The organism is Gilliamella sp., from assembly GCF_024104075.1.
Taxonomy (GTDB): domain Bacteria; phylum Pseudomonadota; class Gammaproteobacteria; order Enterobacterales; family Orbaceae; genus Gilliamella; species Gilliamella bombi.
Window position 1 is genome coordinate 14,525 of the sequence record NZ_JAGGHR010000019.1, and the last position, 13,617, is coordinate 28,141.

Annotated in this window: 15 protein-coding genes; 7 read left to right on the plus strand and 8 right to left on the minus strand. The window is 33.6% G+C overall.

What is annotated here, in order from left to right; genetic code table 11:
* Positions 1-242: 242 nt before the first annotated feature.
* On the plus strand, positions 243-566 hold the full coding sequence (locus tag J6569_RS07270; RefSeq protein ID WP_202983885.1) for an SMR family transporter: 324 nt from the start codon (positions 243-245) through the stop codon (positions 564-566).
* Between the two features lie 24 nt (positions 567-590).
* Positions 591-905: a multidrug efflux SMR transporter gene (locus J6569_RS07275; RefSeq protein ID WP_085164172.1), complete on the plus strand. Its 315-nt coding sequence runs from the start codon at positions 591-593 to the stop codon at positions 903-905.
* Between the two features lie 93 nt (positions 906-998).
* Here J6569_RS07275 and J6569_RS07280 read toward each other — a convergent pair whose 3' ends face one another.
* Together J6569_RS07280 and srmB are read right to left on the minus strand one after the other, a co-directional pair.
* Positions 999-1,601 carry a peroxiredoxin C gene (locus J6569_RS07280; RefSeq protein ID WP_065589177.1) on the minus strand — a complete coding sequence of 201 codons (603 nt, stop codon included), beginning with the start codon at positions 1,599-1,601 and terminating at the stop codon, positions 999-1,001.
* A 131-nt stretch (positions 1,602-1,732) separates the two neighbouring features.
* On the minus strand, positions 1,733-3,031 hold the full coding sequence (gene srmB, locus J6569_RS07285) for an ATP-dependent RNA helicase SrmB (protein WP_296318146.1): 1,299 nt from the start codon (positions 3,029-3,031) through the stop codon (positions 1,733-1,735).
* A 362-nt stretch (positions 3,032-3,393) separates the two neighbouring features.
* Here srmB and trmA point away from each other — a divergent pair, with 362 nt between their 5' ends.
* The 3 genes from trmA (at position 3,394) to J6569_RS07300 (ending at position 6,923) form a co-directional block, all read left to right on the plus strand.
* Complete coding sequence (gene trmA / locus J6569_RS07290; protein ID WP_065589175.1) at positions 3,394-4,491, plus strand: tRNA (uridine(54)-C5)-methyltransferase TrmA; 1,098 nt, start codon at positions 3,394-3,396, stop codon at positions 4,489-4,491.
* Between the two features lie 361 nt (positions 4,492-4,852).
* Positions 4,853-5,539 carry a heavy metal response regulator transcription factor gene (locus J6569_RS07295; RefSeq protein WP_034914857.1) on the plus strand — a complete coding sequence of 229 codons (687 nt, stop codon included), beginning with the start codon at positions 4,853-4,855 and terminating at the stop codon, positions 5,537-5,539.
* A complete protein-coding gene (locus J6569_RS07300) occupies positions 5,517-6,923 on the plus strand; it encodes a heavy metal sensor histidine kinase (protein WP_065589174.1) in 1,407 nt (468 codons plus the stop codon). The genes J6569_RS07295 and J6569_RS07300 overlap by 23 nt, the downstream gene beginning before the upstream one ends.
* Here the strand turns inward: J6569_RS07300 and J6569_RS07305 are convergent.
* The 6 genes from J6569_RS07305 to J6569_RS07330 all read right to left on the minus strand — a co-directional run bounded on the left by J6569_RS07305 (position 6,916) and on the right by J6569_RS07330 (position 11,709).
* Positions 6,916-7,116, minus strand: coding sequence for a YaeP family protein (locus J6569_RS07305; RefSeq protein WP_065560145.1), 201 nt, complete (start codon positions 7,114-7,116; stop codon positions 6,916-6,918). The two genes, J6569_RS07300 and J6569_RS07305, sit on opposite strands and share 8 nt — an antisense overlap.
* Before the next feature lie 24 nt (positions 7,117-7,140).
* On the minus strand, positions 7,141-8,103 hold the full coding sequence (gene rfaC / locus J6569_RS07310; RefSeq protein WP_296318147.1) for a lipopolysaccharide heptosyltransferase RfaC: 963 nt from the start codon (positions 8,101-8,103) through the stop codon (positions 7,141-7,143).
* On the minus strand, positions 8,103-9,152 hold the full coding sequence (gene rfaF, locus J6569_RS07315) for an ADP-heptose--LPS heptosyltransferase RfaF (RefSeq protein WP_174798038.1): 1,050 nt from the start codon (positions 9,150-9,152) through the stop codon (positions 8,103-8,105). The genes rfaC and rfaF overlap by 1 nt, the downstream gene beginning before the upstream one ends.
* Positions 9,153-9,167: 15 nt before the next feature.
* Positions 9,168-10,094, minus strand: coding sequence for an ADP-glyceromanno-heptose 6-epimerase (gene rfaD, locus J6569_RS07320; protein ID WP_085164186.1), 927 nt, complete (start codon positions 10,092-10,094; stop codon positions 9,168-9,170).
* A 100-nt stretch (positions 10,095-10,194) separates the two neighbouring features.
* The gene (locus J6569_RS07325) at positions 10,195-10,974 is read right to left on the minus strand and encodes a methyltransferase domain-containing protein (protein WP_174798039.1); all 780 of its coding nucleotides are present in this window, start codon (positions 10,972-10,974) and stop codon (positions 10,195-10,197) included.
* A gap of 3 nt (positions 10,975-10,977) precedes the next feature.
* Positions 10,978-11,709, minus strand: coding sequence for a 1-acylglycerol-3-phosphate O-acyltransferase (locus J6569_RS07330; protein WP_296318148.1), 732 nt, complete (start codon positions 11,707-11,709; stop codon positions 10,978-10,980).
* Between the two features lie 86 nt (positions 11,710-11,795).
* On the opposite strand from J6569_RS07330, the gene mnmD reads away from it, so the two are divergent.
* Entirely contained in the window at positions 11,796-12,503 is a 708-nt protein-coding gene (gene mnmD / locus J6569_RS07335; RefSeq protein ID WP_174798041.1) for a tRNA (5-methylaminomethyl-2-thiouridine)(34)-methyltransferase MnmD, read from the plus strand.
* 172 nt (positions 12,504-12,675) lie between these two features.
* The gene (locus tag J6569_RS07340) at positions 12,676-13,605 is read left to right on the plus strand and encodes a hypothetical protein (protein ID WP_174798042.1); all 930 of its coding nucleotides are present in this window, start codon (positions 12,676-12,678) and stop codon (positions 13,603-13,605) included.
* The last annotated feature ends 12 nt before the right edge of the window (positions 13,606-13,617 follow it).

Sequence of the window (13,617 nt, forward strand, 5' to 3'; positions counted from 1 at the left end):
TTACTTATTTGAAAAATAATAATAAAAATTGTGATGATGTTTCGTGAACGTTAGGCGTTTTGGTTTAATGGATAGGACCATATAACAATTGATATCTTTTGGCGGCAAATTCTATTTGCGAACCATCTTTTGTCTTGTCGTTGCTTTTAGGCAATAAGGCATAATCAAGCATTATACTTAAACACATTGCAGCAGAAAATTGATTACGACATAAAATAAAGTAGCATAAACGAGGTAGCTATATGTTTAGCATGAATAAAGAGTGGGCATTTGTGGTGCTAACCTGCTTTTTTGAAATATGTTGGATTTTAGGATTTAGCATCGCAACCGAGCTTTGGCAATGGGTTATTATTGTATCGCTCATTATTATTGATTTTACTTTTTTAACCAATGCTTGCAAGACAATACCTACAGGTACGGTTTATGCCATATTTTCAGGTGTTGGTGCTGTCGGTGCAACGCTAATTGATATCTTACTTTTTAATAAAGAGATTAAGCTAATTCAACTTTTTTTTGTGGCGATAATTATTATTGGTGTTGTACAACTAAAACGTGCCGACAGTTAATATTTTAATAAGGATAATTTAATCATGGGATGGCTGTTAATATTAATTGCATCAGTTTTTGAAGTAATTGGTGCTATAGGCCTTAAATTATATGCTGAGCAAAAAGGTCTATTTAGATTGGTTTTATATTGGGGAGGTTTTTTTGTCTCTTTTGTGCTTTTCTATTTTTCGCTCCATTATCTTGAATTGAGTGTTGTGTATCCTGTTTGGGTTGGTCTTGGGACTTCGGGTGCGGTGTTAGCCAATATGCTGTTATTTAATGAGCCTAAGAATTTTCCTCGTATATTTGGTCTCACCATTATTATCGTTGGTGTTGTAGGATTACATGCCACTCTATAATTAATTGCGTTTATATATATAAAAAAACCGGAGATTAACTCCGGTAACGCAAAGCGTAAAATAAGATATGGATGAATAAAAAATTGTACTGAATTAAATTTCGTCAGCATGCTGTTTTAAGAAACTTGCAACGCCATTTGGATTTGCTTGCATGCCTTTTTTACCTTTTGTCCACTGAGCAGGGCAAACTTCGCCATGTTCTTCATGGAATTGGAAAGCATCAACAATACGAATCATTTCGTCAATGTTACGTCCAATCGGTAAATCGTTAATTGTTTCATGGCGTACAATTCCTGATTTGTCAATAAAGAACGAAGCTCGCAGTGCAACTCCAGCTTCAGGATGTTCAATACCATAAGATTGCATAATTGAGTGTTTGATATCTGCAACAATTGGGAATTTAACTTCACCAATACCACCTTTATCTTGTGGAGTATTGCGCCATGCATTATGTACATATTCAGAGTCCATTGAAACACCAATTACTTCAACACCACGTTTTTTGAATTCTTCTAGACGGTGATCAAATGCAATGATTTCAGATGGGCAAACAAATGTGAAGTCCATTGGCCAAAAGAACACAACGGCATATTTACCTTTGATATGTTGTAATAAATTGAAATTATTAACAATTTCACCAGTACCTAAAACTGCTGCTGATGTAAAATCTGGTGCTTTGCGAGTGACTAGTGTCATAGTATTTCTCCTTTATAATTAACTGCAACTCATGTAGCGTAGCATTATAGCAATTAAAATCTATTGTCAAAGTTGTTATAAACGATTGGTATCATAAGTTTAAACTATTAAGTTGTGATTATTATTCGGTATTAGTTATTGATTTTCGGTTTGCCTTTATTTTTTGTGTCTCGATAGCGTTGTTTTATCTTTTTCTTTTTTACTTGTTCTTGCTTTTTGTTCGCACTTTTTTGTTTTGCTATTTGTGAATGTTTTTTCTTAGTTACTGGTTTTGGTGCTTTAGTTTTAGGGCGTAATCCATCAATCGTTCTTAATTTGATTGGTTCCTTAATATAGCGCTCAATTTTTTGCAGTAGTTCGTTATCATGCGCTTCGACTAGCATAATAGCTGTGCCTTTTTTCCCTGCTCGAGCGGTGCGTCCAATTCTGTGTAAATATACATCGGCAGTTTTGGGTGCATCAAAATTAATAACATGAGTAATATTGTCAATATCAATACCTCGTGCAGCAACATCGGTTGCTACAAGTACATTGACAGTATTATTGCTGATCCTTTTTATTGCTTCATTGCGTTTTGCTTGTACCATTTCACCTTCTAAATAGCAGCTATGGATACCAGCTTGGTGTAGTAAGCTAACTAATTCATGCACACGTTCGCGTTTACGAACAAATACAATCGTTTTTTTTAATTGTTCTTGTTTTAATAAGTGAATAAGAAGTGCCACTTTATGAGTTAAATCATCGGCACGATAATAAAATTGCAGGATTTTTTTACGTTCTTTGCGTGAAGGCTCGGCATTGATTTCGATTGGATCAGTCAAAATGCGGCTAGCAAAGTTATGCAGTCCTTCACCTTCCAGTGTGGCAGAAAATAATAAAGTTTGTTTACGCCAACGGGTTTCGGAAGATATCATTTCGACATCTTGTGAAAAACCCATATCTAACATCCGATCAGCTTCGTCTAAAACAAGCATTTCAACTGCTCGGCAGTCGAAGTTTTCTTCTTTTATATACTGTAATAATCGGCCTGTTGTAGCAATAACAATATCTTGGTTTTTACTAAACACTTCAGCGTGATTCATATAAGCAACACCGCCAGTAATAGTTGCAATGCTTAAATTTGTTGATTCGGTTAATAATCTGGCTTGTTCAGCAATTTGCATGGCTAGTTCACGCGTTGGCGTTAAAATCAAAATTCGTGGTGGACCTGGTTTACGGCGTGGAAAATCGAGTAGATGTTGTACGGCCGGAATTAAAAAAGCTAGCGTTTTACCTGTGCCTGTTGGTGCAGAACCTAAAATATCTTTGCCATCTAAAGCAACAGGGATTGTTTGTGTTTGGATTACGGTTGGAGTATTTATATTTTGTGTTTGGAGATTGTGAATTAAAATATCATCTAATTCTAAACCAGAAAAAGTGTGTGTAGTCATAGTGTTCTTTTCATCTAAAATTATAAGGCACATTATAACGTTAATCGTTGTAACTACAATCAATAAAAATGTGATGGAATATTATTTTATTTTTATGGAGCGATTAATTGTAAGGTAGTTATTGCAGTGTAAAATATAGTTTTATGTCTAAAATTAGATGTTTTATTTAAGCAAAACTTATCATTGTTAGCTGTTTGTGATAAGATACGCATCCGTTTGCGATAACATGCATAATGATTATTTATGCTACCGAGGCTAAATTGGTTTAAATAATTAATGTTTAATTATTTTGTGGCTTAACACGGATTGGCTCAAATTTCCATATTAAATAATACTTCTTTAATAACTATCAGATAATGAATATGACTGAATGTTTCTCGAATGATAATTATAATCAACAGTTGAAAAAAAAAGTAGATAATTTAAAAGCATTATTATCAGATTTTTCACTGCCCGAATTATCGGTATATTGTTCACCTATTAGTCATTATCGTATGCGTGCTGAGTTTAGGATCTGGCATGATGGTGAAGATCTTTATCATATTATGTATGATAAAAAAACAAAAAAACGAATACGGGTTGATGAATTTCCTATTGCAACAAAACTAATTAATCAAGCAATGCAAACCATTTTACCTTTGTTACAACATAATTTGTTACTTCGCCATATGCTGTTTCAAATTGATTATTTTTCGACTTTAAGTGGTCAGCTATTAATTACGCTTTTATATCATAAAAAGTTAAGTGATGGATGGATTATAGAAGCAAAAAAATTAAAAACTCAATTAGCTGAACATGGAGTAGTTGCTAATATTGTAGGGCGAGCAAGTAATCAAAAAATAGCCATTGATGTGGATTATGTTGATGAAGTGTTGCCAGTAATGGATAAAACGTTTATTTATCGACAAATTGAAAATAGTTTTACTCAACCAAATGCAGCGGTAAATATTAAAATGCTACAGTGGGCCATATCGGTTACCAAAAATTCAACTGGTGATTTACTCGAATTTTATTGTGGTAATGGTAACTTTTCAATTGCTCTAGCACAAAACTTTCGCAAAGTATTGGCTACTGAAATAGCTAAAGCGTCTGTTTATTCAGCTCAGCATAATATTTTAGTTAATCAAATTGATAATCTTGATATTGTACGGTTGTCAGCCGAAGAATTTACTAGTGCAATTAAAAAAGAACGAGAGTTTAATCGTTTAAAAGGAATCAATTTGGATGAATATCAATGTGATACGGTACTTGTTGATCCACCACGTGGGGGAGTGGATTTAAATACCATTAATATATTAAAAACCTATAAAAAAATTATTTATATTTCGTGTAATCCTAATACATTGCGTGACAATTTACAGTTATTGACTAAAACACATTCAATTCAACATTTTGCTATGTTTGATCAATTTCCTTATACAGATCATGTCGAGACGGGTATTGTGTTGTATAAAAAGTAAAAGGAAGTAATATTCAATGTAGAGTATTTTTGTTAAAATATACTCAATTCATACCTAACTAATTGTTGTTTCGGGTGTATGTAAACTTGCATCGATCTATAACAAAAAAAAACCCTAGATAAACTAGGGCTGCATTAAATTGCAAGGAATGGATGAAAGGAAATAAAACAATGAAACAATAATGTCTAGCCTCATGAATCATTGTGTAGCTACTATAACAAAGATAAACCAACTAATTAATGACATTATGATTACAAAATAGTCATTAAACCATCATGATTGGTTTGGTGTTTATCATTTATTCTATAGCTGTGTTATGCAATTACGACAACCAGACAAATAACAAAGGAAATATTCAAGTATGAAATTGTTAGTAGTTGAAGATGAGCAAAAAACAGGTGAGTATCTTCGTCAAGGTTTAGTTGAATCTGGGTTTGTTGTTGATTTAACAAATAATGGTCTTGATGGTTATCATAGAGCCATGACAGAAGATTATGATCTAATTATTTTAGATGTGATGTTGCCCGATATAGTTGGTTGGAAAATTGTTCAGTCACTGCGTGAAGCAGGCAAAGAGACACCTATCATGTTACTTACCGCTATGGGAAGTGTGGATGATAAAGTTAAAGGCCTAAACTTAGGTGCTGATGATTATCTAGTAAAACCTTTTTCGTTTGCTGAGTTATTAGCTCGTGTGAAATCTATGCTCCGACGTAATGTCCCTCAAGTCAATAATTCCCAATTGAGTATTGCAGATCTGGTCATGGATCTTCCTAAACGTATGGTAACACGTGGAGATAAACGCATTGATTTAACCAATAAAGAATTTTTGTTATTAGAATATTTTTTACGTTATCCGGGGGAAGTATTACCACGATCATTAATTGCATCTCAAGTTTGGGATATGAATTTTGATAGTGATACTAATGTGATTGATGTTGCAATTCGGAGATTGCGAAATAAAATTGATGCTGATTTCGAGCCAAAATTGATTCATACAGTCCGTGGAATGGGGTATAAGTTAGATGTCTTGGATGAAACAGAATAAGTTAATATCATTTCGCTTGCCTCTTATTGTTTGTTTATTAACCTGCGGTTTACTTTATTGTTTTAGTTTTTTTATTGAACGTTCTTTTGAAAAAATTTCAATCCAACAAAATGTGTCCGAACTTAATTCGGTTATTGATTCTATAGAACGTGAATTAGTTTACTATTCCCCAGATGAAAATCGTGACGAATTTATTCAAAATTTATTATTAATTTTGACAGGACATCATCGCCTATTTGTTTATGTTATTGATGAGAAAGGTAAAATTGTTTATCGAACACGTGGTCCTAATCTAACCGTTGCTAAAAATCATATTGATTTTGATACCATTATTGCAAATCACAGTACCGCTATTTGGAATCAAGATAAAGCCTCATATCGAATTGCCGCTTCACGAGTTTCGATTGAAAATGGTAGACAATATACCACTATAGTTGCTGTTGGTCGTGATTTACATCTCGAATTCATTCGGCGATTACACGATGGTTTAGGCTTGCTTATTGCTATTGCTTGTATTTTGGCCTTAATTGGTTCTTTTGTCAGTGTCTATTTTACCCAAAAACCAATTAATCGGTTGATTAAAAAGATCGAAAAAGTTAATTTTAAAAGTCTAAATTACCGTATTCCTGCTTCTTTAGTACCAATTAAATATGTTAGTTTAGTGAAAGCATTCAATGAGATGCTTAATCGGATAGAGGATGTGTTTCAGCGGCAACGTAATTTTACAGCAGATATCGCTCATGAGATGCGAACGCCTATTACCAATTTAACAACTCAAACGCAAATAGTACTGAGTAATGCCAGAACAACTAATGAATATCGCGAGATATTATATTCAAATTTAGAAGAATACGAAAAAATGTCACAGATGATTTCTGATATGTTATTTTTAGCACAAGCAGATAATCGTCAATTGGTGCCTAATTTAATCGATATTGATTTACATAGCTTGATCACAATGATGTGTGAATATTTTGAACCACTTACCGACGAGAAGAATATTGCCTTTAATCTTGAAGGAAATTGTTCCCATATTCAAGGTGATAAGATGATGTTAAGAAGGGCAATCAGTAATATTTTATCCAATGCAATTCGTTATACACCTGAAAATCAGACTATCACTATAATTTTAAGTCAAGTAAGTGAAAAGCGAGTTCGAATCATCATTTCGAATCCAGGCAAGAAAGTTGATAGTAAACATTTGCCACACCTTTTTGATCGGTTTTATAGAGTTGACGAATCACGTCATCGTAATGATAATTCAGGTACAGGAATAGGGCTTGCTATCGTCAAATCCATTATTGAAACACATAAAGGTTCAATTTACGCTGAGTCTGATGAGCAATCAACCCGTTTTATTATTAATTTACCAACCACTATTTAACATCAAAGTCGCTGATCAGTAAATTAGCCGCTGCATAAGCGGCTTTATCTTTTAGTTCTTGTGGGACATTTTCGTTACGAACAACTTCGTCTAACACTTGCATAACAGCGCCTAAGGCATCATCAATATAACCGAGATCATTACTGCCAATTTGTGCGTATTTTTCATAAATAAGATCGCTATATTTATTCATTAAATTCATTTCTTTTTATTCCACTTATAAAAAGCTAACTAATTGTTTATAAACTTGTTCAGCTTGAATGGTTTGCATGCATTTTTCATCTGAGATAATACTAAATTGATTTTTTCCATAGCCACCAATCAATTTTGGATCGGTTTTGCCAAATAAAGTAATATTTGGACGATCCAATGCAGCAGTTAGATGACTTAAACCTGTATCTACCGAAACAACGGCTTTTGCTCCCGCAATAACGGTTGCTATATCGGAAAGTGAAAGCTTGGGAAGTACCTCTACGTGTTGGAATCCTTGTGCTAGACGAATTGCTCGTGCTTGCTCATGTGGTGCTCCCCAAGGTAATTTTATTTTTAACCCAGTAGGCTCAACTAATTTAATTAATTTCCGCCAGGCATCTTCGCTCCAGTGCTTTTCATCTCGTGTTGTTGCGTGTAAAAAAATTAGATATTGCTGATTATCGTTAGGTAATGAAGATAAAAAGTGACGCGCAATAGCATAATCACCCATTGAATCAGGTAATGTATATTGTAGGCTTTTTGCAAACAGCAATCTAATGCGCTCAATAGCATGCATTTGTTTAGGTACATTGTGTTTTACATCATAAAACCAACTAGCAATTGGTTCTTTGATACTTTTGCGATCCAAACCGTGTTTAATGCCCCGTGCTTTACGAGTAATAATAAACGCACTTTTAATGAGTCCTTGTGCATCAATAATCACATCATAACGTTGTCGTCTTAAGGTATTAATAAAATCATGGCGCTCTTGACGAATTGTTTTAGTGAACCAATTTTTTCGCCAGCGTCTTATTGCAACCGGTATCACTTGGTTTACAGCAAAGTGCCAACTAGGTATTTGGGCAAAATTTTCTTCTACTACCCAATCAAAGGATATATTTGGTAAATTGTTAGCCGCATCAGTTAATGCCGGTAAAGAATGAAGTACATCCCCCATGGATGATGTTTTAACCACTAATACTCTCATTATTCTTTACTCTTTTTACAGCGCATGATGAGTTTCATCAAAGTTTCGAAAACAATATCGGGTTTAATATCGATCAGACTTTGATGGTAACCTTGTTCTGCATCGCCTTTACGGACGCGGTGATAACCGGTAATTAAACGGATAACTTCGGCTTTATCTGATAGTGGAGGGGTAAAATCTGGACTACTTGGCCCATAAAGAGCAACCAGTGGTCTGTCTAAAGCTGCTGCAATATGCATTAGTCCAGAGTCATTAGTTACAATGGCTTTACAAGCAGCAATTAGGCTAACAGCTTGTTCTAATTGTGTTTGACCTGTTAGATTGATACATTTATCGCGATGTATCATTTTAGCAATAATTTGTTCTCCTACTTTGCGATCATTTTTGGACCCAAAAATAATAACTTTAGCGTGCTGTTTAACTAGCATATCAGCAAGTGCCGCGTAATGATAATCGGGCCAACGTTTTGCAGGACCAAATTCAGCACCAGGACAAAAGCCAATTAATGGTTCATCTTGTGTTATAGTAAAAGTTGAAAGAGCTTGGGTTATTTCATTTTGTTCGACATTGAGTTTTGGCCATAGTAGTGGTTGTGGTAAATCGGAAGCCGAATGAATCTGTCTATTAGGATAAGCAAGAGCAATATAGCGTTCAATCATCAACGGAAATGCTTGCTTATCAAGTTTACGAAGATCGTTTAATAAACCATAACGCATCTCGCCTTTCCAACCTGTACGTTTAGGAATTTTGGCAAAAAATGGAATCAGTGCTGATTTGAATGAATTAGGTAATACAATAGCATGATCATAATGGTTATCACGCAGTGATTTACCTATTTTATGACGTTTTTTTAACGCAAACTCACCATGGCCTAATGGCATTGCAATTGCTTGATTCACTTCTGGCATTTTATTTAATAACGCTCGACACCAAGCCGGTGCTAAAACATCAATTTCGTTATTAGAATCAAGTTGTTTTAATGTACGATACAGGCTTTGCGACATCATCATATCGCCAACCCATGAAGGACCAATAATGAGTGTTTTCATTTAATCAATTCCATCTTATTGTTCATTGAGCCATTTCATATATTCAGCAGTTCCTTCTGCAACATTCTTAAATTCAATTGGGCATTTAGTTTTTCTAAATTTAGTCAGATCTGCTTGGGTATAGCTTTGATACCGTCCTTTTAGATGTTCAGGAAAGGGGATATAATCAATTTCATCTTTTTTATGGTAAGTAAGAACCGCATCAGCGACAGCTTGGAACGACTCTGCTCGACCTGTTCCACAGTTATAAATTCCTGATATTTTATTTTTCCAGAACCATAAATTGACCGCAACGACATCACCAACATAAATAAAGTCACGTTTAAAGTTTTCACTACCTGCAAAGAGTTTTGGTTTTTCACCTTTATTAATTTGTTCATTTAAGTGAAATGCGACACTTGCCATGCTACCTTTATGTGATTCACGTGGTCCATATACATTAAAATAACGGAATCCACAAATTGGCGAATTAGCTTGGGGTAGTAATTGTCTCACATATTGGTCAAATAAGAATTTAGAATATCCATATACGTTTAATGGCTTTTCGTAAGTGCGATCTTCAATAAAGTTATCACTGCGCCCACCATAAGTAGCGGCTGATGAAGCATATAAAAATGGAATATTGAAATCGAGACAGTAATGCAACAAGTCTTTAGAATAGTCATAGTTATTTTCCATCATAAACTTGCCATCCCATTCTGTGGTTGACGAACAGGCACCTTGATGAAAAACAACATCAATATTAAGATCGTCATGACTAATAATAGCTGCGATAAACTCATCTTTGTCCATATAATCGGCAATATCTAGATCAGCTAGATTAGAAAACTTGGTGCCGTCAGTTAGATCATCAACCACCAAAATATCTTTGTGCCCCAGGTCATTCAAACCTTTAACAATATTACTACCAATAAACCCTGCGCCGCCTGTTACAACAATCATGATCATTTTCCTTAATCAATAAAACTAATCTGCTTATAATAGCGATTTATGATAAATTTTTCGAGTGCTCATTTAAAAAAGCATGGGCAAGACGAGTTTTTTATGAATTCACTTTATTTTTTGCAGTAACTAAAATATATCTTGCTAAATTAAGATAAGGTTCAGTTTGGCAGTATTTTTGTTCCAGTTCTAATAGTTGTACAAAATGAGTTTCTGCTTTGGATTTATTGATTAGATAGTCATGAAAAATACGAATCCCTGTTTTTTGCAAAATATCAAAATCAAGTTGTGTAAGCCAGTGATATACGTCTGTTGGAACTCTTGGATAATCGGGAGAAAGTGTCTTTTTCTTACGCTTAGCTAACCCTGATTTTGTGTAACCAAAATTGCCTAATGTGACCGTTTTAAACAAAAGCGCATGATAGTTATAAAACATTAACGATAAAAAACCATCAAATTTAAGGTGTTGTTTTAATGATTTTATTAATTCAATTGGTTCAGCAACCCACTCTAATACAGCATGACAAATGACTAAATCAAACTGTTTGTTTATTAAGTTATCAAGCTGCTGAATAGAGCAACAAAGACAATCTATATTTATCTTTTCGGATTGAGCTTTTTGTTTTGCCAGTTCTAGCATTTGTTCAGAGATATCGCAAAGCGTTACTTGATGCCCAAGTTTGGCTAGCCGACAGGCGATCTGACCTTGTCCTCCACCAGCATCTAGAATATTTAATGATTTATTGTGCGGATAGGTAGCTAAAACTTTTTCTAGTTCTTGCCATACTACTGCTTCGCGAATTTGACCTTTGGTTGTGCCATAAATATTTTGTGCAAATTTATTGCTGATATCATCAAAATTACGATCTTGTTTATTCATGACTTATTTTTGATTGTTTAGTTGTTCTGCTTCAGCATTTATTTGCTCTATTTTAGTTGTCATTTGGCTATAGCACTGTTTCATTAAGGCTCTAGCATCCTCTTTGCCTAGATTTTTGGTTTCGATAGGTTCTAACATTTCAACAATGATATGTCCATTATTTAGGCGGTTTAATTTAATATTATTGGTTTGCGATACACAGATTGGCACAATTGGTACTCCAGCAGCAATGGCAGCTTTAAATGCACCTGTTTTAAACGGTAATAATCCCCGTCCACGGCTACGAGTACCTTCAGGAAACATCCAAATAGATATGCCACGCTTTTTAATTTCATTAACAACTTGTCCGATTGTGTCGTGAGCTTTTGATTTATTATTACGGTCAATAAGAATGTTACCTGTAAGATAATAAAGTTGCCCAAAAAAAGGAATCCAAGCCAGACTTTTTTTACCTACTGTTACCGTTTTAGGTTGCACAACATCACCAGCTACAACTATATCATAGTTATCTTGATGATTCGCAATATAGATACAGCTACCTATTATATTGATATTAGGAGGCGTACGAGTATCAACTTTTACTCCCAATATAGGTTTGAATAGAAAGCTAAATAAATGAGCAAATCTTGCTACATTTTTGGGATTTCTTGGGTTAAATAGGCAAAAAATGACGCCTAAAACACAAACGATAATACCAATTATAACACCACTAATTAAGCGAAAAAGAAATAGCATAATTTACCTCATAAGTTAATTTACGTATTATATACTTAATCTAAGCTAATATACAGTTCGTTAACGGCTTCTTCTAAAGGGTGATTATGTATAAACCAACTATAACTTGGGACGAAAATCAAACTCCTGTCTCTACCTATTTCGATGATGTTTATTTTAATACTGAAGGCGCAATTGAGGAAACCAGATATGTATTTGTTGAAGGTAATGATTTACGTCAGCGTTTTTTGAATCACAAGCAAGATACATTTATAGTTGGCGAAACAGGCTTTGGTTCAGGGCTAAATTTTTTGATTTTATGGGAAACATTTTTACATTTTAGAAGTCAATACCCGAATCATATACTTAAACATCTTGCATTTTTTAGTGTTGAAAAGTACCCGTTATCGTTAAATGAATTAATAAAGATTCATAATAGTGTGCTTTTTAAAAATAAAACATTACTTTCATTATCAAAACGACTTCAGGCTTTTTTAATTGATTCTACTTTCCAGTTTGACGATGTTAGTTTAAAGATATGTAATGATGATATTAGCAATTTTTCAGATTTTTTAATAAAGCAAAATGTTTTGATTGATGCTTGGTTTTTTGATGGATTTTCACCAGCTAAGAATCCAGATATGTGGTCAGAACGTTTATTTAAAAATTGTTTTAGCCTGACAGCATCTGGTGGTAGTTTTGCTACTTTTACTGCAGCAGGATTTGTTCGTCGTCGTTTAATTAATGCAGGATTTATCGTTCAAAAACGAAAAGGCTTTGGTTCAAAACGTGAAATGTTAGTTGGCTATAAGTGAGTATGTATATTTGTTACAGTCTTTTTGCAAATTAGATAAACAACATGAGTAATTTCCACTATTAAGTAATTTTCTAGAAATGATAAGGTAATTCATATAAAATATTAAACAATAATAATTTATTATTTATACTATATTTATGAAAATAAAAGTAAGTTAAATAGGAGAATAGATGAAAGCCTTAAAAAACGTTTTACTTATATTAACCACCGCTATGGTTTTAACTGGTTGTGAAGAAAAAAACGAAGAATATTATTTAAACAATATAGACTCAGCAAATAAAAAAGTAGAGCAATGTAATCAGGATCTAAAAAAGGCATTTATGGCAAGTGATAAAGGCGGTATCGAAAAGGTAGAAAAAGATCCTGAATGTCGTGCTGCAATGTCTGCAATTAAAAAAGACAAAAAGATAAAATATGAATTAGAAAACAAACGGAAAGAAGACGAAAGAAAACAAGCAGTAGATTCTGAAATGAGTGCTATTAAAAAACAAATTTCTGGTATGTCGTGGGGCGAATCAGTTAATGAATATTTAAAGGTAGATGAATGTAAAAGTAGTTTTTCATTTAATAAAAGCCCGAAATGTGAAGCTTGGGAAACGATTTATAAAGAAAAAGTAGATGAAGGTAAAAAAGAGTTAAAACAACTATCTTTTAATGAAATTAAAGCAAAAATGCAGTCTTTATGTAAATTAGACAAAAGAACTGGTTCTAATTGTAGTGTTGCCGAAAAAGCGTTAGAGGAAAAGGCGACTGATGAATTAGCTAATGCTGATATTCAAACCATTGAATCAAAAAAATCACTATACTGTGCAGATGATCTAGTTTTTTTACCAGTTTGTAGTATTAGTTGGGAAAAAGCATGGAAAAGAGAAAATGATAAGTACATTAAATTCTATACAGAAAATAATGCGGAATTTATTACTACATATAACTCATGCATAGATAAATTAGAAGCAGTTAAATCTCAAAAATTAGACTGGAACAAAGAAAGTAAATTACAAAAAGCAATAAAAGAAGGATACCCTTGTAGTCAGGTAAAGGATGCTTACACGAAAAGGGGAATGGGATATTCTTGGTTTGATAAAAAAATTGAAGAATAACCTAATAGTAGC

Excerpts from the sequence above, each read along its gene's own strand:
- J6569_RS07270 (WP_202983885.1), top strand. The coding sequence starts at position 243 with ATGTTTAGCATGAATAAAGAGTGGGCATTTGTGGTGCTAACCTGCTTT.
- J6569_RS07275 (WP_085164172.1), top strand. The coding sequence starts at position 591 with ATGGGATGGCTGTTAATATTAATTGCATCAGTTTTTGAAGTAATTGGT.
- J6569_RS07280 (WP_065589177.1), bottom strand. The coding sequence starts at position 1,601 with ATGACACTAGTCACTCGCAAAGCACCAGATTTTACATCAGCAGCAGTT.
- srmB (WP_296318146.1), bottom strand. The coding sequence starts at position 3,031 with ATGACTACACACACTTTTTCTGGTTTAGAATTAGATGATATTTTAATT.
- trmA (WP_065589175.1), top strand. The coding sequence starts at position 3,394 with ATGACTGAATGTTTCTCGAATGATAATTATAATCAACAGTTGAAAAAA.
- J6569_RS07295 (WP_034914857.1), top strand. The coding sequence starts at position 4,853 with ATGAAATTGTTAGTAGTTGAAGATGAGCAAAAAACAGGTGAGTATCTT.
- J6569_RS07300 (WP_065589174.1), top strand. The coding sequence starts at position 5,517 with ATGTCTTGGATGAAACAGAATAAGTTAATATCATTTCGCTTGCCTCTT.
- J6569_RS07305 (WP_065560145.1), bottom strand. The coding sequence starts at position 7,116 with ATGAATAAATATAGCGATCTTATTTATGAAAAATACGCACAAATTGGC.
- rfaC (WP_296318147.1), bottom strand. The coding sequence starts at position 8,103 with ATGAGAGTATTAGTGGTTAAAACATCATCCATGGGGGATGTACTTCAT.
- rfaF (WP_174798038.1), bottom strand. The coding sequence starts at position 9,152 with ATGAAAACACTCATTATTGGTCCTTCATGGGTTGGCGATATGATGATG.
- rfaD (WP_085164186.1), bottom strand. The coding sequence starts at position 10,094 with ATGATTGTTGTAACAGGCGGCGCAGGGTTTATTGGTAGTAATATTGTT.
- J6569_RS07325 (WP_174798039.1), bottom strand. The coding sequence starts at position 10,974 with ATGAATAAACAAGATCGTAATTTTGATGATATCAGCAATAAATTTGCA.
- J6569_RS07330 (WP_296318148.1), bottom strand. The coding sequence starts at position 11,709 with ATGCTATTTCTTTTTCGCTTAATTAGTGGTGTTATAATTGGTATTATC.
- mnmD (WP_174798041.1), top strand. The coding sequence starts at position 11,796 with ATGTATAAACCAACTATAACTTGGGACGAAAATCAAACTCCTGTCTCT.
- J6569_RS07340 (WP_174798042.1), top strand. The coding sequence starts at position 12,676 with ATGAAAGCCTTAAAAAACGTTTTACTTATATTAACCACCGCTATGGTT.